This is a genomic window from Prevotella sp. P4-51 (assembly GCF_002251455.1).
Taxonomy (GTDB): Bacteria; Bacteroidota; Bacteroidia; order Bacteroidales; family Bacteroidaceae; genus Prevotella.
Genome location: NZ_NPJM01000063.1, coordinates 41,956 through 60,203, shown reverse-complemented (window position 1 = coordinate 60,203; position 18,248 = coordinate 41,956). Strand labels below are relative to the sequence as shown.

The following is an 18,248-nucleotide window of genomic DNA, read 5'->3' as shown; positions in this document are numbered from 1 at the left end:
GATTACTTAACGTCGTCGAGGATAGTTGTGATCTGACCAGAACCTACTGTACGACCACCCTCACGGATAGCGAAACGGAGACCCTCGTTCAGAGCAACCTTGTAAATCAAGGTAACCTCAATCTCTACGTTGTCACCAGGCATTACCATCTCAACTCCCTCAGGAAGTTTGATTTCACCGGTACAGTCCATAGTACGGAGATAGAACTGAGGACGATACTTGTTACCGAATGGAGTGTGACGGCCACCCTCTTCCTTCTTCAATACATAGATAGAAGCCTTGAAGTGATCGTGAGGAGTGATAGCACCGGGATGCACAACTACCATACCACGCTTAACCTCGTTCTTGTCGATACCACGGAGAAGCAGACCTACGTTGTCACCAGCCTCACCCTCAGCAAGAATCTTGCGGAACATCTCAACACCAGTGATAACTGACTTCTTGTCCTCACCGAGACCGAGCAGCTGAACTTCGTCACCTACCTTACACTTACCAGTCTCGATACGACCTGTAGCAACAGTACCACGGCCAGTGATTGAGAACACATCCTCAACAGGCATCAAGAAAGGCTTATCAACCTCACGAACAGGCTCCTGGATCCATGTATCAACAGTATCCATCAGTTCGAGAACCTTGTCCTCCCACTTCTCAACACCGTTCAGAGCACCGAGTGCAGAACCGCGGATGATAGGAGTATCCTCTTCATAGCCATACTGCTCGAGAATCTCGTGAAGCTCCATCTCAACGAGCTCCAGCATTTCCTCGTCGTCTACCATATCGCACTTGTTCAGGAATACTACCAGACGGGGAACGTTTACCTGACGAGCGAGAAGCACGTGCTCACGTGTCTGAGGCATAGGACCATCAGTAGCAGCACAAACCAGGATAGCACCGTCCATCTGAGCAGCACCAGTAACCATGTTCTTTACATAGTCAGCGTGACCGGGACAGTCAACGTGTGCATAGTGACGTTTAGCTGTTTCATACTCAATGTGAGCAGAGTTGATAGTGATACCACGCTCTTTCTCCTCAGGAGCGTTGTCAATCTGGTCAAATGACTTAACTTCCTCGCCAGTACCCAGTCTCTTGTGAAGAACGAGAGAGATGGCAGCTGTCAAAGTAGTCTTACCGTGGTCAACGTGACCGATAGTACCGATGTTTACATGCGGTTTGGTACGTACGAATTCTTCTTTAGCCATAGCTTTGATATTTAATTTTTATAATGAAAATCAGTTTAAATTAATATATTGTTTGTTTTCCATATCCTTTCCGTTCTGCCGGAATGAGATAAGAATTAGAGCTGTAACTGAGAGTTGAACTCAGGACCTCTTCCTTACCAAGGAAGTGCTCTACCACTGAGCTATTACAGCAAATTTAGAGCGGAAAACGGGGCTCAAACCCGCGACCCCCAGCTTGGAAGGCTAGTGCTCTATCAACTGAGCTATTTCCGCGTTGAGTGGGTGGTGATGGATTCGAACCACCGAAGGCGAAAGCCAGCAGATTTACAGTCTGCCCCATTTGGCCACTCTGGTAACCACCCATATTTTTACGGTCATGCGTCCGTTTCCGTTTCTTGAGCCTCTTGTCGGATTCGAACCAACGACCCCGAGATTACAAATCACGTGCTCTGGCCAACTGAGCTAAAGAGGCAAATCCTTGCAGCCGCCGAGCGACTCGTTTTTAGGACGTGTTGTAAAACGGCTGCAAAGATACGCATTATTTTTCTATTGCCAAAACTTTTTGCAGTTTTTTTTAATGGCTACGCTGTTTTTCCTTGAATTTGGTGAGTTGAACCTTCAGGCTCTCGACACACTGGTCAATACTTTCCTCAAATGTGTCACAAGTCTTTTCAACATAAAGGTCCTTGCCGGTCACACCCACAGTCACGCAGGCTTGCTTGTTGAGAGCGGTGGCAGGCTTCACCACTTTTAATTGCACCTCTACTTTCTGAATATCTTCATAAGTTTTTTCCAACTTGGCGATTTTCTTTTCGACAAACGCCTGTAACTTCTCGGTAGCGTCGAAATGTATCGACTGAATCTTAACTTCCATAATTACCTCCTTTTTATTTAATTAAAGAGTTACGCCCTTGGATGGGCTTCTTGATATACTCGCTTGAGTTGCTCAAAGGTGGTATGGGTGTAGATTTCGGTCGTAGAGAGACTCTCATGACCCAACAGTTTCTTCACACTTTCCAGACCAGCCTCGTGATTGAGCATAGCGGTAGCGAAGGTATGGCGGAGCACATGGGGCGACCGTTTGCTGAGCGTGGATACAAGCGACAGACATCGCTTCACCTCGTTTCTTACCTGGTCACCGCTCATCCTCTCTCCCTTGCGAGTCACAAACAGGGCGCCGTTACCGGCCTTGACCTGCTCATCACGCACCCTTATATATATTAATAAGGTGTGCTCCAGTTCCTCACCCAGAGGGATGATGCGCTGCTTGTTGCGCTTTCCCAACACTTTGACAGCATGGTTAGCCCAGTCTATCGCCGTGTCGTCCAGTCCTGTCAATTCAGAGAGACGTATGCCTGTCTCGTAAAAAGTCATCAGCATCGTCCGTGCCCTTACGCTTTCGAAGTCATCACCCCACTCCACCACATCCAGAAGCCGGTTCATCTCCTCTTCTTTCAGAAATTGCGGCAGAGGCTTTGCCTTCTTCGGGCCCTTAATCATCCTCGACGGGTCGCGGGCTACCTTTTGGTGAGCCAGAGCATAACGGTAAAACGAGCGAAGAGCACTCAGTCTGCGATTAACAGAAGTAGCTCTATTGCCTTTATCCATCATGCTTTCCATCCATCCACGGATGACATCGGCATCGACAGTCTCCCAGGAAAGCAGCATGTCCAAATTTTTGAAATATGCCTCAAAAGCCTTCAGGTCTTCGGCATAACTGCTAACAGTCAACTCTGAACGGTTCTTTTCAAACCGCAAGTAGTCCAAAAATTCGCCAATCATCGCCATCGCGCCTATTACATTACTGTTTTCGGCAACGAATATACGGAAATTAATTCAAACTACCAAATTTTCGGAGGAAAAATTATTCCTCTTCCTGACGGAGCTTCTGTACGTAGATGGCGTGTTCCATCTTGAGACGCTTCAAAACAGAAGGCTTATCAAACTGCTGACGAGAGCGGAGTTCCTTAATAACACCTGTCTTTTCGAATTTTCTCTTGAACTTCTTGAGAGCTCTTTCGATGTTCTCACCATCTTTTACTGGTACAATAATCATTGTCTTGTTTTTATTAATTAATTATGTTAAACTTATTGCTTTCGGGCATGCGCCCAATTATCGCGGCTGCAAAATTACTGCTATTTTGTCACTTGGGCAAGTTTTTTGCCCTATTTTTTCACAAAACGGCTGAAATTGTTGCATTTACGCCATTCAGCGCCACTATCTCCAGCCCATTCCAACCCATAGATACGCCCTCCGCAGCCCCCGTTTCTGGGGCGGAGATTATGGATGGAAGTCGGGGAAGGACTGATGCAAAAAGGGAGATTATCGGCGCTTTCGCCGAGGACATCGTCAGAATTGCCGAGGGTACCTTCACACTTCCCGAGGGTACCTTCACGATCGCCGAGGGTATCTTCAGAATTATTGCGAGGAGGGATATGGATATTTCATGGCTTGAAATGATTGTTGCGGAGCTTGATACTGGTATTGCGTGTCACGAAATTACTCTGATGGGATGCTGCATGGGAATGTGAATGGCTAACGGATGAGCGAAGCGGGTAATAGATGCAACAAAGTGGGCTGCCATGTACAATAAAGTGACTGCCCTTATATATATATAATAATGTAGGGAATGGCAGAAATGGTGATTTGCCTGTTGGTGACGATTGCTACAACGCTGGGAGCGGCTGGGAGGGCGGTTGGGTTTCTATCCACTCTTCCTCGGACTGTCGTGGTTTTCCTTGGGGCTGTCTTGGATATTTTTGAAGTTGTCATGGATATCCTTGAGACCGTCGCGGGTGTCCTTGGGGCCGTCACGAATATCCCTGGAGTTGCCACGGATATTCTCGGGGCTGTCACGGATATTCTTGGGGCTGGGGTGGCTCAACCTTTTGTCCATCCCGCCGCCACAGCCAGCCACACGGCGCTAACACTGGTCACCGCTATAGCCGTGGTGACGGAAGGGGAATTCGTCCTCTTCCTTAGGGACAAACATCGAGTCGTCTTCGCTCTCGCCGTCCATACGGGCAAGCGTCTGGCTGTTCTTGAAACAGGTCCCGAGATAGTCGTTGCGATGAAAATATCTGCCGAGCACCTCGCGGTAGTCATCAAAGGCCTGCGGCGATGGCGTCTCGGTGAATATACGGGCAATCGCAGCCTCAACCTCATCAATACCGCAGTCCTCGGCCAGACAGGAGAGCGCACCCAAGGCATAGGTCCAACCCCGCTTGGCATAACGGGTGACGAGCCTTACCACCCGCTTCCAGCAGGCATTGTCTATACGACAGCCGTAGAGCCTCGACACGACCAACACGCCAAGATAATCGAGCCTCGCGTCGCCACACCACGACTCCACGATGTCGAGGAAGTAGTTGCAGTCGTCCTCGGGCGAAGCGAGCAGCATCTTCAGCCCCGTCTCGTCCCTACAGTCGATATACTCTTCCACCTCTGCCATGCGGCGCTGGCAGTCCTCGAGTATGCTCACCATCCGCGCGTCGGGCTCTATCCCCACCCCGTGCAGGAAGAACTGGTGCAGGTTGTCTATCAGCGGTTCGTCGTTGCACTGGAATGCGAACAACATCTCCAGAAGGAACTGCGGAGTCTGGTTCTGACAGTAATCTTCGGCATAGAAGGGGTTGGGCTCGCCCCGCTCGTCATACTTGTCGATGCAACCCAGCACATCCAGGGCGTCGGAGTCGCGGGCAAGCGCCTTTTCCACATAGTGGCGCGTGTAGCGGTTGTCTGGGCCCTCCCGGAGACTGCAGTCGTCGAGGAAGAGACGCAGCGCATATCTGTTGTAGTCCCTGCCCTCGCTGTAGGCGGCATAGACGCTGGCGGCATCGGTCCATCCATAGCGCTCGACGAGCTGCCTGTTCTTGTCCACGAAATCGATGCTGCAGTCTACCTCTGCCTCCTGACTCAGCAGTTCGTCTGCCAGCAGTATGGCGAGCCCGCTGCCTATGGCGCTATCCAGCTCGGGTATCATCGGAGCCATCTCGCGCCTGCCCACCTGCGTCCTGCCCACATAGGGGTATAGCATCAGACGGCGCACCGAGCTCTCGTCTACCTCTACGGTCATCACCATATCGCGGGCCGTCACCCAGTCCCTGACCTTCACGTCTACTATCACTTGTATCATATCTTCCATTTCCGTTATGCTTGCCGGCACCATGCCAACAGTCTGCGAAATTAGCGAAAATCATTCTGTCCACAGCGCTCGAGATACGTATAAAACTCTGCCGGACCCACTTTTTCTCCCTACTTGTCATGGCCAGACAAAAAAGTGTGCCCTTTTGCACCCATTACTCGTTTTTTATTTTTACCTTTGTCACACATTGACAATCGCATTACACCTATTTATATTATATAGACAATGAAGACATCTAAGAAGTGGACCATCCACATTGCCTGTTATGTGATAGCTGCCCTCGCGCTATCCGTTCTCAACGAGTTGCACCCTGCGGTGAAATACCGCACAGAAGTAATCGAGCCACAGTCCGAGGCCCTGCAGCCCACGGCAGTCATCGATCTGGACAACGACAACCCCTATGCCTACGCCGGACAGGAGAGCGACGGCAAACTGTATCTCTATGCCGACAGACAGCTGGCGGTCATGAACCCGCGCGTCTCCGAGAACCGCAATCTGACATTCATGCAGATTGTCACCACTGCCGACGGCGCTATGGAGCTCCACGTCAAGGGCTTCATCAATGTCGACGCCCAGGGCCACTACTCGCTCGACGATGCCGGCAATGTGGGCAAGCCTATGGTCATCAAGCAGGTCAAGGACGGCGAGCCCATCATGCAGAACATATCCAATATCGACACCAAGCGGTATAAGATACGCCTCCTGCGCAATGCCCCTCTCGGCATCAATGCCGACGCCGTGGCCAAGGCAGCCCAGCGCGTGAGCCCCGACTACACCCCCGCACCCCAGCCCGACCCACAGCAAGAGAAGGTGCAGGAGTATATCCACAACAAGAGCCTGCTGGTCTACAAGAGTACCATCTTCTACTCGCTCCTGGGCATCACCGTGCTGGCAGTGATTATGGCCATCCTGCTCTTTGCCGAGCGCGACGAGATAGAGTTGGGTCCGAAGAACAAGATAACCACCTGCGACGACGAGCTGACCATCAGCACCGAGTACCAGAAGATGCCCAAACTGCTCCTGGTGAGCAACTATCTCTTGCTGGCCCTCATCGCCGTCATCACGGTATGCCTCTGCGTGCCCCTGCTGACCGAGACCATCTTCGCCAATCTCTTTGCCGGTTTCTTTGAAGGTCTGGGCGCCATCATCATGCTCACGGCACTGGCCTGCGCCATGGCCTACAACTGCTGGATGATGAGCCGCCACATCAAGGATGCTGAGGCCTGCGATACCGACAAGGGCTTCTGGCTCACTGCCGTCGAGATACTGATGGTGATTGTGGTCAACACCGTGGTGGTGGCCATGTGGCTGCCCGTATCGCTGATACCCGTCTTCGGCATCAACGTGATACTCGCCCTGCCCAACATCATCATCGCCTATGCCACCAGCGCCCACCGCTCCGAGCTCCACTGGATGCTGCCCATCCACGAGATATACAAGTGGATAAGCGGCTTCACCGTACTGGCCTTCGTCGTGCTGCTGTGGATATTCAACTGTCTGCTCCAGGGCAAGGTGCGCAGTGACAAGCTCGAAGCCGCCGCCAACGCCAAGCGCCAGCTCTCTGAGGGCAATGACTTCTATGCCACCGGAGAAGACGGCAAGCTGCACCACTTCCAGCGCGTAGGCTCCAGCGACGAGTGGCGCGACCTCAGCGATGAAGGCGGCCAGATCTACTACCGCAATGGCACCGTATTAACACGTGCTGCCTACTAAGAGAACATGATGCCAGATACAGCCACACTACTCTACCGGCGTGTAGAGGCACTTGCAGACCTCGACAGCGATACCGTCGAGGTGCGCAACAGGAGTCTGCACGCCGCCCTGGCGCAGGTGTGCCATGAGGGAGTCAAGGATACGGGCATGGCCTTTGGCAACCTGTTTTCGCAGGTCGACTACCTGTGTCGCAGCCGTGCCGTGGGCGCCGCCGACAGGCAGGAGATACAGACCATGCGCCGCCACTCCAACAGCACCGAGCCCATCGCCGATGCCGACTGGCCCTACGACCTGCGTGCGCTGGCTCTGCTCGTGTCGGCAGTCACCTCCACCGACGTGCCCTCGACCCTCGTGGGCCATCTGCCCGTCATGGGGCGTCCCGCCGACCTCAGCCACACCATAGACCGCCGCTATCTGCGCTGCGTGGTCACCGACCATGACGACCAGTTCATCCACGTCCATGCCGACGGCGAAGGCACGGGCGACACCTACACCGTCGACTACACCGCCCACAGCTATCTGCAGCCCCTGCTCAAGCGCGGCATGCAGCTCAACCTCATCGACTGCCATGAGGGCAAGCACCTCGAGCCCGGGCTCATCATCGTCGAGCCCGACTATCTGCTCGACATCAGCCAGATAGCGCGCTGCTTCACCGACTACGGCCACCATCCCCTCGCCTATGTCGCCAACAGGCTCAGCCCTGCCGCCAACTCCTATGCCATACTCCTGGGTAACTTCGCCGGGCGCGCCCTCGACGACATCATCAACCACCCCAAGGACTACGACTGGCTCGACACCCTGCGCACCAACTTCCGCGAGCGGGCACTCGACTACTGCACCTGCCCCGACTTTGCCGGCGGAGCCAAATTCAAGGTCGACGCCAAGGCGCAGGTCGACAATCTGTGCGGCATCGTAGACAATCTCTTCGCCCCCGACCCCGCCTCGCGCCGCCGTCCCTACAGGCGCGACCGGGCCATCCTCGAACCTTCCTTCGTCTGCGAGCGGCTGGGCATCCAGGGTCGTATCGACCTCATGACCACCGATATGCGGCTGCTGGTCGAACAGAAGTCGGGGCGCAACTACAATATCGAGCGCGGATATGCCAACCAGTATGGCTCCTTCCAGAAAGAGGACCACTATGTGCAGCTGCTGCTCTATGCAGGGCTGCTGCGCCAGAACTTCGGGCTGGGCCGCCGCAAGACCGACATACGCCTGCTCTACTCCAAGTATCCCCTGCCTGGCGGACTGGTAGCCGTCAACGAGTACCAGGCCCTCTTCCGCGAGGCTATTGCCCTGCGCAACCGCATCGTGGCGCAAGACTACGCCATAGCCCACGACGGGTTTGGCAGCATCATCGACCAGCTCACCCCCGAGACCATCAACGAGCGACAACTGTCTACCCGCTTCTTCTCCGACTACATTCTGCCCCAGCTCCAGCGCCTGCTCACTCCGCTCCACACCATGAGCGCCGTAGAGCACGCCTACTTCTGCACCATGGCGACATTCGTGATGCGCGAGCAGCTGGCTGCCAAGGTGGGCAGCAATGAGGGCGTAAGCGCCAGCATGGCCGACCTGTGGAATATGCCGCTCGCCACCAAGCGCGAAATGGGCAACATCTACACCGGGCTCACCATCACCGGCAAGGAGAAGAGCAAGGGACGCGGCGGATGGGACATCGTCAGCCTCGACGTGCCCGACCAGGGCGAGGACTTCCTGCCCAACTTCCGCCCGGGCGACTCGATATATCTCTATGCCTACACCGACACGCCCAACCCCACCGGCGCCATCCTCTTCAAGGGTTCGATAGTGGCAATGAGCCAGCACAGCATCACCGTGCACCTCAACGACGGCCAGCAGAACGAACATATACTCGCCGACAGCACCTATGCCGTAGAGCACAGCGGTTCCGACAACACCTTTACCGCCAATCTGCGCAGTCTGAGCGAACTGATACACGCGCCGAGCGACCGGCGACAGCTGCTCCTCTCGCAGCGCGAACCCACAGCCGACACCTCGCGACTGCTCACCCGCCCCTACAGCCCCACCTACGACGCCACGCTGCTCAAGGTCAAGCAGGCCAACGACTTCTTCCTGCTCGTGGGCCCGCCGGGAACCGGCAAGACATCGATGGCGCTGCGCTTCATGGTCGAAGAGGCACTCTGCGACCCCGACGCATCGCTGCTGCTCACCTCGTACACCAACAGGGCGGTAGACGAAATCTGCGCCATGCTCACCGAGGCGGGCATAGACTATCTGCGCATAGGCAACGAGTACACCTGCGACCCCCGCTTCCGCGACCAATTGCTCGACAGGCGCGTGGGCGAGACTCCCAGACTCGACCTCGTGCGCCAGACGCTGCTCTCGGCCCGCGTGGTCGTGGCTACCACCACCACGCTGCAGAGCCGCACGCCCCTCTTCGCGCTGCGCCACTTCTCCCTGGCCATCATCGACGAGGCCAGCCAGATACTCGAGCCTTCGCTGATGGGGCTGCTCACCCATATCGACAAGTTTGTCATGGTGGGCGACTACAAGCAGCTGCCGGCAGTGGTGCAGCAGCCCGCCGCGCTGTCGCAGACCACCGACCCGCTGCTCACAGCCATCCATCTCACCGACTGCCGCAACTCGCTCTTCGAGCGGCTTTACCGCCGCGAGATGGCATTGGGTCGCACGCAGTTTGTGGGCATCCTGCGACGTCAGGGACGCATGCACCCCGACATCGCAAGTTTCCCCAACGAGATGTTCTACCGTCGCGAGCAGCTGGAGTGTGTGCCCCTGCCCCACCAGCAGACCGACGTCATCTACCCCACGCCACTGCCCCACGCCGCCGACGGTCTCGACACGCTTCTCCACCATCACCGCCTGCTCTACTTCCCCTCGGCCGGCAATCTCTCGCCCACCCAGTCAGACAAGGTCAACCCCGTAGAGGCGAGGATAGTAGCCCGGATAGTCGGGCGGATATACTCCTACTGTGGCAAGGACTTCGACCCCGACCGCACGGTGGGCGTCATCGTGCCCTACCGCAACCAGATAGCCATGATACGTCGCGAGATTGAGCAGATGGGCATCGAGCCGCTCACCCGCATATCCATCGACACCGTAGAACGGTATCAGGGGTCGCAGCGCGACGTTATCATCTACTCGTTTACCATCCAGCACGCCTACCAGTTGGACTTCCTCACCGCCAACTGCATGGAGGAAGACGGCCAGGTGATAGACCGCAAGCTCAACGTGGCGCTCACGCGTGCCCGCAAGCAGCTCATCATTACCGGACACGAACCTACGCTGCGCCAGAACGCGCTCTTCGCAAAACTCCTGGACCATATACGCAGCAGGGAGGGATATGCCGAGCCGCAAGAAGAGTAGTCCGGTCGTGGGAGCAAGGATTATCGGCAGAGACCATATCGCAGAGGCTTTGCCACAAACGATTGTGGTGGCCGCAAGGCCCTCGTATGACTGGAAAACAGACAATTGGCAGACGGGGATAAAAAAAGTGGGCAGTCATGGCGTGGCATGGATAGATTATTAGTACCTTTGCACCGTCAAACAGAGCTGCCGCTATGGTTGCGGGCTGCTACACAACAGATATCTCTATGCTTAGCAACACTACTAAAGGTTATATTCTGGCCGCCATCGCAGCCGCAAGTTACGGAACCAATCCCCTCTTCGCCCTGCCCCTATATAAAATAGGTATGAACCCCGAATCGGTTCTTTTCTTCCGCTATATGACCGCCATACCCATGCTGGCAGCCATGCTGATGATGCGCGGACGCGGTTTCGGACTACGCCGGCACCAGATACTGCCACTCGTGGCGATGGGTCTGATAATGGCCATCTCGTCGCTCACCCTCTTTGAGAGCTACAACCACATGGCGGCAGGCATAGCCTCAACGCTGCTCTTTGTCTACCCCATCATGGTGGCGGTCATCATGGCACTCTTCTTCAAGGAGCGGCTCACCATCACCACCATCCTCTGCATCGTGATGGCTCTAAGCGGAATAGGGCTGCTCTATCGTGGCAGCGACGGCGACACACTGAGTCTGGTGGGCACGCTTCTGGTCATGGCATCGTCACTGAGCTACGCCATATACATCGTGGGGGCCAACCGCCCCATGCTGAGCGAGATCCCCACGCTCAAGATTACCTTCTACGTGCTGGTGTTCGGCGCACTAATCTTTGCCGGACGCTTTGCCACCGGCACGCCCTTCACCATGCCCGCCGCCAGCCAGTGGTATATGTGGGCCGACGTGGTGGCACTGGCACTATTCCCCACCGCCATCTCCTTCCTCTGCACCACGGCTGCCATCCAGCGCATTGGCTCTACGCCCACCGCCATACTGGGAGCGCTGGAGCCCGTGACAGCCATCATCTTCGGCGTGCTCGTCTTCGGCGAGACCCTCACCCCGCGCGACATGGTGGGTCTGACGCTCATCATCGTGGCTGTGACGATGGTAGTAGGCGGAAGCAAGACAGGCGAATACCTGATGCGGCTGCGCCGTATGTTCCCACGCATACTCAACCACGTACGCCACAAGTGAGGAAAGATTTAAGCGCATAAATTTGTAAGTCAGCAGGAAAACAAGTACTTTTGCAACCTGTGCATCAAGATACACAAAGAATGGAACAAGACAACAAGAAATTTGAACAGATACTGGTAAACATTACCGGTCAAGACCGCCCGGGACTCACCGCGATGGTCACAGAGATACTGGCACGCCACAAAGCCCAGATACTCGACATCGGTCAGGCAGACATCCACGCCACTCTCTCACTTGGCATCCTCATCCGTATAGACGAGCGCCAGTCGGGACAGGTGATGAAGGAACTGCTCTTCAAGGCTACCGAACTGCAGGTGCAAATAGCCTTCACCCCCATAGGCGACGACGAGTACGAGGCATGGGTCAACAAGCAGGGCAAGAACCGCTACATCCTCACCCTGATAGGCAAGACGCTCACCGCAGAGCAGATTGCCTCAGCCACCAAAATCATCGCGCAGCAGGGGCTCAACATCGACTCGATACTGCGCCTCACTGGACGCCAGAGCATCAAGAAGACCAACCGCAACGTGAGGGCCTGCATCGAGTTCTCGCTGCGTGGCACGCCCCGAGACCAAAAGGAAATGCAGGGAGACCTCATGCACATGTCGGCAGACATGGGTATAGACTTCTCATTCCAAAAGGACAACATGTACAGACGCATGCGCCGACTGATATGCTTTGATATGGACTCGACGCTGATACAGACCGAGTGTATAGACGAGTTGGCCGACCGCGCCGGAGTGGGCGACAAGGTGCGCGCCATCACCGAGAGCGCCATGAGGGGCGAGATAGACTTCAAGGAGAGCTTCACCCGACGCGTGGCACTGCTCAAGGGCCTCGACGCAAGCGTGATGCAGGAGATAGCCGAGAAGATGCCTATCACCGAGGGCGCCGACCGCCTCATGTCGGTACTCAAGAGATGTGGTTACAAGATAGCCATCCTCAGCGGTGGTTTCACATACTTCGGCGAGTACCTCCAGCGCAGATACGGAATTGACTATGTCTACGCCAACGAGCTGGAGATAGACGATAACAACAAGCTCACCGGACGCTATGTGGGCGAGATAGTAGACGGTACACGCAAGGCCGAACTGCTGAAGCTCATCGCACAGGTGGAGAAGGTAAACCTGGCGCAGACCATCGCCGTGGGCGACGGTGCCAACGACCTGCCCATGCTGAGCGAAGCCGGTCTGGGCATAGCCTTCCATGCCAAGCCACGCGTGGTGGCAAGCGCCGAGCAGAGCATCAATACGATTGGACTCGACGGAGTGCTCTACTTCCTCGGGTTCAAGGACAGTTATCTCGAAGACCAGGGCCGTTTCTGACCCCGCAACCATACACGACACTCCCGACCGCAATGTCCACACCAGGGCATTGCGGTTTTGTTTTGTCCGAAGCGGGTGTATGACGGCTGCGGTTATGGTCTCTGCCGTGGAGTCTGGCGATGCGCGCAGCGGGACTATGATGGATATTTAACACACATTATTTGGGGAATTCAAAAAAAATGAATAAGTTTGTGCAGGAAACAATAATAACAAGAACGATTATGACGAAAGAAGAACTGATGAGACGCGCCATCGCCCTGAGCGAAGAGAGCGTGCGCAAAGGCGGCGGCCCCTTCGGCGCCGTGATAGCCCGCGACGGCGTGGTGGTGGCCGAGGCTTCCAACCGTGTGACCCTTGACAACGACCCTACCGCCCATGCCGAGGTCAGTGCCATCCGCGCCGCCTCGCTGCGTCTCGGTACCTTTGACCTCAGTGGTTGCGACATCTACACCTCATGCGAGCCTTGTCCCATGTGTCTCGGTGCCATCTATTGGGCACATCTGGACCACATCTACTATGCCAACGACCGCAAGGACGCTGCCGCAATAGGTTTCGACGACGACTTCATCTATCAGGAGATAGCCCTCGCTCCGGCAGACCGCCACAAGCCCATGCGAATCCTGCTGCCCGATGAGGCCAAGAAAGCCTTTGAGGCATGGAGAGAGAGCGACAGCAAGACTGAGTATTGACCACTACAAGCCAATATCCGCCACTGGCAGAGGATATTGGCTTTTTTGGTTGCAGGGGAGTTGTCCCGCCGCCGCGCGAACTATCGTTTATTTGTTATGGATGACGAAAAAAACTGACAAAACAGTCACGTTTCTGATTTTATTTCTTAACTTTGCAGATATAGTCATTGTTTCTCAATATATTGTTATGACAGAAAGATACATCAACCCACATACTGATTTCGGTTTCAAACGCCTTTTCGGCTCCGAGTTCAACAAGGAGTTGCTGATAAGTTTCCTCAACGCATTGTTTCGTGGCGAACAGGATGTAAAGGATGTGACTTACCTCAACTCTGAGCAGTTGGGCGACCGTGCTGATGCCCGGCGCGCCATCTTTGATGTCTATTGCGAGAACCAGAAGGGCGAGAAGTTTATCGTCGAGATGCAGAATGTGTATCAGGAGTTCTTCAAAGACCGCACCATCTATTACTCCACCTTCCCTATCCGTGAGCAGGCTCAGCGTGGAGGTAACTGGGACTTCCATCTCAGTTCGGTTTATACCATCGGTTTGCTGAATTTCAATTTCGCAGAAGGTCTGGAGGAAGCGCAGCATTGGCATCATGAGGTTAAACTTATGGAGATCAACACCAAGAAGGTGTTCTATGACAAGCTCACTTATATATATGTAGAGATTCCTAAGTTTGACAAGACCGAAGACCAGCTCGTCACGATGTACGACAAGTGGATGTTTGTGCTCAAGAACCTCTCTGTGCTCATGGAGCGCCCCGCTGCCCTTCAGGAGCGTGTGTTCACAAGGCTGTTTGAACAGGCTGAAGTTTCCAAGTTCAATGCGCAGGACAGGATGCTGTACGAGGATAGTGTGAATGCCTATCGCGACATCATCAACGCCATCAACACAGCCAAAAAGGATAGTTTTGCCGAGGGACGCGCCGAAGGACATGCAGAAGGACATGCCGAGGGACGCGCCGAAGGCATTGCAGAGGGCATTGAGTTCAGCAAGGTCGAGATAGCCCGCAAGATGCTGCAGCGAGGCATGGCTGTCGAAGAGGTAGCTGAGTTGACTAACATGACGGTCCAGGATATAAAGAAGATATTGTAGATGTATACCGATTGCGACATCATCAACGCCATCAACACTGCCAAGAAGGATGGCTATGCCAAGGGATTGGCTGAAGGATTGGCCGAGGGCATTAAGCGCAGGAAGGTCGAGATAGCCCGCAAGATGCTGCAGCGAGGCATGGCTGTCGACGATGTGGCTGAGGTGATGGACATGACTATTCAGGAAATAAAGGAGATGATGTAGCCGGATGTTTCTGGGAGCCTTGTCATCATCGAGGCGACGCTGGCAACATCGGTTACCATACTATAAAGCAGGCTGGATTCCACTCGCGGGGTCCAGCCTTTTCTGTGGATAAACTTCAGAATCATTGTAGCAAAAGTGGCTGCTGAGCAGGGTTTATAGGGCTGACGCGCAGTAAAAGGTAACAAAATCACGGCTGTTTCTCATTTTTTTATCATAAACTGCGGTGGGTAAAGAGATTTTTATTATATTTGCAATCATCAACATTATATTAACATAAACTAAAACTAAATTAACTATGAGAAAAGTTATGCTACTGTTGGCTATGGCGATGATGGGCTTCAGCCAACTCTCAGCCCAGGAAAGTGCTGTAGATGACCATGGAATCTTCAACCATCTCAGTGTGGGCGTCGGTGTCGGCCTTACCGGTATCAGCATCGAGGCTGCAGCCCCCATCACTCCCTACGTGACCGTACGCGGTGGTGTAAACATCTTCCCGCAGATTAAGGTCAAGACCGACCTCGACCTCGACGGTGAAATCCCTGCAAGTTATAATGGCCCCCGCTCTTTCGAGGTGGAAGGCAAGTCGTCGCTCACCACCGGCCATCTGCTCTTCGATGTCTACCCATTCAAGACGAGTGCATTCCACGTTACCGCAGGTGCCTACCTGGGTTCCGACAAGATAATTACCCTAAAGAATACCAAGGACGGCGTGCTGATGGATATCAACAGACTCAACGCCTCTCTCCCCGACGGCCAGAAGATTGGTCTTGACCTGGGCGACTACCTGCTTACCCCCGACGAGCGTGGTAACGTAGACGCTACACTCAAGGTTGCCGCCTTCCGTCCTTATCTGGGCGTAGGCTTCGGCCGTGCAGTTCCCGCCAAGCATCGCTTCGCCTTCAACTTCGACATGGGTGTGCAGTTTTGGGGTACCCCCGAGGTTTATCTGCGCGACCACAAGCTGACCAAGGCCGACACCAACAGCGATACCGGCGAAGTACTGAAGTATCTGAGTAAGGCTACAGTTTATCCCGTGCTCAACTTCCGCATTGTAGGTCGTATTCTCTAATCGCATCCATAAAGATAGAATTTTTCATGACAAGGCATATCGGCGGCAGAGTGCATCGCAGCCGGTATGCCGATTTTTATACCACCCTGATGACCATCGATACCCAAACCCTCGCCCCCAAGCGCGACCCTATGGGCGCAGCCATCCTCGACTATCTCACCACGGGCCGTGCCAAGACGCTCACCGTGATGTCGTCGATGTTTGACGACGACGAGATGCCGGTAGACTATCTCTTCCGCACTACCGACAGCATGCCGCCGTTGGAACTAAAGGCGCTGGAGATGACCCGCGGCACCACGCTCGATGTGGGCGCCGGAGCCGGATGCCACGCCCTGGCGCTGCAGCAGCGCGGTGTGAGCGTCAAGGCTATCGACGTGTCGCCCCTGAGTTGTGAGGCCATGCGCCGGCGCGGCATCGCCGATGTGGAGTGCATCAACCTCTTCGACCCACGCCTCGGCGGAGGTTTCGACACCATACTCATGCTGATGAACGGTACGGGCATAGCCGGCAAGATGAGCGGACTGGGCGGGCTGTTGCGTCGCGTGGCGAGTCTGCTTGCCCTGGGCGGACAGATACTTATCGACTCGAGCGACCTGAGTTATGTCTATCAGGATGAAGATGGTGGTATGGACATCGACCTGTCCGGAAAATACTATGGAGAGGTCGACTATCAGATGCGGTATGGCCGTGTCGAGGGCCTACCGTTCGACTGGCTCTATGTCGACTATCCGCTGCTCAGCGCCGCAGCCCGTGAGGCGGGGCTCGACTGTCGGATCGTGGCCGAAGGCGACCACTACGACTATCTGGCTCAGCTCAGTCTGGAGAGAACCAACCCTTAAACATATCAAGATTATGATGAAAAAGATATTTGCCCTGGTCATCACCCTATTTGCCATCTTGCTGATGGCGCTTACCTGCCCCGACAAGAAAGCCCATACCGAGGCCATCCGTTCTGCGGTCTCGGGCTATGTGAACGAGACCCTTTCCCAACGTCATGACGACAATATCGTGATGGGCTTTTTAGGTTCGCTCTTCGTGAGCAAAGTGGCAGAAGTCTATCTGGACAATTCGCTGGAGGTAAGCAACTATCTGCTGTTCAGCGTAGGCCGCATTACCTTCGACGGAACCACCCGCGTGGTCTCGGTGGGTGCCTTCAACCATATCTTCACCAGCGACAAGGACGATATACGCCAGGCGCTGCAGAAGACTGATGAATGACACGGTCTCCCAATTCACCCCTACCCCGCTACTGGCCACCCAGCAGTTCGAAATAACCGATGATTTCTTCCCAGGTCTTGAACTTGTCGCTGCCCCAACGGATGACGGTACCCATAAAGTCATCCACATCGCGGTCGCTTATCAGGTAGTCGGCACAGATGAGCTGCGGGTCATTGGTATAGATTACCCTGTTCCACGCCGGAGCCGAGAGTGCGTCTTCTATCCATGCTCCCATCTCGGTTATCTGTTCGGGGTGGTCGGTGGGAGCCGGCGCCACTATCCTTACATCGTACTTCTCGATGAGCATCTCAAACGCCTTGTGCATGCTTGATGTCGCGTTGAGATAGCTGTCTCTCATGGTCGAACTGTCTATCAGCACCACGGGACGCGTGCGGCCCTCCTGCCGGTCGTCTATCCACCTTATCACCGGTATCAGATACCTGTGCACCACCTTTTCTATCAGTCGGTGCTCGCCGTGGAAGCGGATAGCCTGAGGATAATGGCTGTGGAAGAGGTCAAAGGTATGCACCACCGGGTCCTTGTCGCCAAAGAGACCATAGACACGCCGTTGCTCGTCGGCATCGACCGCCGCAAAGCAGCGGGTGGTAATGTCGGCATACTCCTTGACCAGAGCCTTGGTCACCACCACCTCCTGCACGCCGTCCCGACGTGGATTCTGAAACACCTGTTTGCCCATCATGTTGCTCTTCTGCATGGTCTGCCCCATCTCCAGTGCGGGGTTGACCAGTATGCGGTCATAGCCGTGCAGCATCTCGGCATACATGCCGCCCATCGAGGTACCGATGATGAGGTCGGGGTTCTCCCGGCGAGCCATTTCCTGCAACATCGTCACCGCCTCGACCGGGTCCAGCGGAATGTCGTCCGCCACCACCGTCGCATTGGGTAACAGTGTCTGCAGGATTGATACCGTTCCGCTCTGTGCTGATGACATAAAACCATGAATATACATGATTTTCTTCCCGTCCATGAGGTCGGGGTACTGTTTAATATAGGGATTTTGCATTTTTAAGCCATTTATGTGCAAAGTTACCATTGTTTTTGCTTATCTTTGC

Annotated in this window: 18 protein-coding genes and 4 tRNA genes; 11 read left to right on the top strand and 11 right to left on the bottom strand. The window is 54.7% G+C overall.

What is annotated here, in order from left to right; translation table 11 throughout:
• Window positions 1-2: 2 nt before the first annotated feature.
• From tuf to rpsU, 8 genes are all read right to left on the bottom strand, one after another.
• The gene (tuf, locus tag CIK94_RS11240) at window positions 3-1,199 is read right to left on the bottom strand and encodes an elongation factor Tu (RefSeq protein WP_094388688.1); all 1,197 of its coding nucleotides are present in this window, start codon (window positions 1,197-1,199) and stop codon (window positions 3-5) included.
• Window positions 1,200-1,298: 99 nt separating this feature from the next.
• Window positions 1,299-1,370: transfer RNA gene (locus CIK94_RS11235), tRNA-Thr, on the bottom strand.
• Window positions 1,371-1,378: 8 nt separating this feature from the next.
• Window positions 1,379-1,451 (bottom strand) — tRNA-Gly (locus CIK94_RS11230).
• Window positions 1,452-1,457: 6 nt separating this feature from the next.
• Window positions 1,458-1,540 (bottom strand) — tRNA-Tyr (locus CIK94_RS11225).
• Between the two features lie 36 nt (window positions 1,541-1,576).
• Window positions 1,577-1,650, bottom strand: a tRNA-Thr gene (locus CIK94_RS11220).
• 102 nt (window positions 1,651-1,752) lie between these two features.
• Window positions 1,753-2,052: a ribosome hibernation-promoting factor, HPF/YfiA family gene (hpf, locus tag CIK94_RS11215; protein ID WP_022309647.1), complete on the bottom strand. Its 300-nt coding sequence runs from the start codon at window positions 2,050-2,052 to the stop codon at window positions 1,753-1,755.
• Between the two features lie 29 nt (window positions 2,053-2,081).
• On the bottom strand, window positions 2,082-2,960 hold the full coding sequence (xerC, locus tag CIK94_RS11210; protein WP_254046023.1) for a tyrosine recombinase XerC: 879 nt from the start codon (window positions 2,958-2,960) through the stop codon (window positions 2,082-2,084).
• An 82-nt stretch (window positions 2,961-3,042) separates the two neighbouring features.
• Window positions 3,043-3,234, bottom strand: a complete 192-nt coding sequence (gene rpsU / locus CIK94_RS11205) for a 30S ribosomal protein S21 (protein ID WP_022309645.1) — start codon at window positions 3,232-3,234, stop codon at window positions 3,043-3,045.
• Window positions 3,235-3,257: 23 nt separating this feature from the next.
• Between rpsU and CIK94_RS11200 the strand changes: the two genes are divergently transcribed.
• Window positions 3,258-3,710, top strand: coding sequence for a hypothetical protein (locus CIK94_RS11200; RefSeq protein WP_144008381.1), 453 nt, complete (start codon window positions 3,258-3,260; stop codon window positions 3,708-3,710).
• 173 nt (window positions 3,711-3,883) lie between these two features.
• Here CIK94_RS11200 and CIK94_RS11195 read toward each other — a convergent pair whose 3' ends face one another.
• Together CIK94_RS11195 and CIK94_RS11190 are read right to left on the bottom strand one after the other, a co-directional pair.
• A complete protein-coding gene (locus tag CIK94_RS11195) occupies window positions 3,884-4,075 on the bottom strand; it encodes a hypothetical protein (RefSeq protein WP_094423075.1) in 192 nt (63 codons plus the stop codon).
• A 27-nt stretch (window positions 4,076-4,102) separates the two neighbouring features.
• Window positions 4,103-5,323, bottom strand: coding sequence for a hypothetical protein (locus CIK94_RS11190; protein ID WP_094423074.1), 1,221 nt, complete (start codon window positions 5,321-5,323; stop codon window positions 4,103-4,105).
• Between the two features lie 225 nt (window positions 5,324-5,548).
• Between CIK94_RS11190 and CIK94_RS11185 the strand changes: the two genes are divergently transcribed.
• The 10 genes from CIK94_RS11185 to CIK94_RS11140 all read left to right on the top strand — a co-directional run bounded on the left by CIK94_RS11185 (window position 5,549) and on the right by CIK94_RS11140 (window position 17,175).
• Window positions 5,549-7,036, top strand: a complete 1,488-nt coding sequence (locus CIK94_RS11185; protein ID WP_094387060.1) for a hypothetical protein — start codon at window positions 5,549-5,551, stop codon at window positions 7,034-7,036.
• Window positions 7,037-7,045: 9 nt separating this feature from the next.
• Entirely contained in the window at window positions 7,046-10,399 is a 3,354-nt protein-coding gene (locus CIK94_RS11180) for an AAA domain-containing protein (RefSeq protein ID WP_094423080.1), read from the top strand.
• Between the two features lie 227 nt (window positions 10,400-10,626).
• Entirely contained in the window at window positions 10,627-11,571 is a 945-nt protein-coding gene (locus CIK94_RS11175; RefSeq protein WP_094423079.1) for a DMT family transporter, read from the top strand.
• Window positions 11,572-11,651: 80 nt separating this feature from the next.
• The gene (serB, locus tag CIK94_RS11170) at window positions 11,652-12,896 is read left to right on the top strand and encodes a phosphoserine phosphatase SerB (RefSeq protein WP_022309639.1); all 1,245 of its coding nucleotides are present in this window, start codon (window positions 11,652-11,654) and stop codon (window positions 12,894-12,896) included.
• Between the two features lie 221 nt (window positions 12,897-13,117).
• Complete coding sequence (locus CIK94_RS11165) at window positions 13,118-13,585, top strand: nucleoside deaminase (RefSeq protein ID WP_022309638.1); 468 nt, start codon at window positions 13,118-13,120, stop codon at window positions 13,583-13,585.
• Window positions 13,586-13,772: 187 nt separating this feature from the next.
• On the top strand, window positions 13,773-14,684 hold the full coding sequence (locus CIK94_RS11160) for an Rpn family recombination-promoting nuclease/putative transposase (RefSeq protein ID WP_094388695.1): 912 nt from the start codon (window positions 13,773-13,775) through the stop codon (window positions 14,682-14,684).
• Window positions 14,685-14,888: a hypothetical protein gene (locus CIK94_RS11155; RefSeq protein ID WP_094388696.1), complete on the top strand. Its 204-nt coding sequence runs from the start codon at window positions 14,685-14,687 to the stop codon at window positions 14,886-14,888.
• Window positions 14,889-15,183: 295 nt separating this feature from the next.
• Complete coding sequence (locus CIK94_RS11150) at window positions 15,184-15,957, top strand: hypothetical protein (protein WP_144008380.1); 774 nt, start codon at window positions 15,184-15,186, stop codon at window positions 15,955-15,957.
• A gap of 89 nt (window positions 15,958-16,046) precedes the next feature.
• A complete protein-coding gene (locus CIK94_RS11145) occupies window positions 16,047-16,796 on the top strand; it encodes a bifunctional 2-polyprenyl-6-hydroxyphenol methylase/3-demethylubiquinol 3-O-methyltransferase UbiG (protein WP_094423078.1) in 750 nt (249 codons plus the stop codon).
• A gap of 13 nt (window positions 16,797-16,809) precedes the next feature.
• Window positions 16,810-17,175, top strand: a complete 366-nt coding sequence (locus tag CIK94_RS11140) for a DUF4359 domain-containing protein (RefSeq protein ID WP_158216567.1) — start codon at window positions 16,810-16,812, stop codon at window positions 17,173-17,175.
• A gap of 28 nt (window positions 17,176-17,203) precedes the next feature.
• Here CIK94_RS11140 and CIK94_RS11135 read toward each other — a convergent pair whose 3' ends face one another.
• Window positions 17,204-18,199 (bottom strand): YqiA/YcfP family alpha/beta fold hydrolase, encoded by a 996-nt coding sequence (locus tag CIK94_RS11135; RefSeq protein ID WP_094387066.1) that lies wholly within the window; start codon window positions 18,197-18,199, stop codon window positions 17,204-17,206.
• Between the last annotated feature and the right edge of the window lie 49 nt (window positions 18,200-18,248).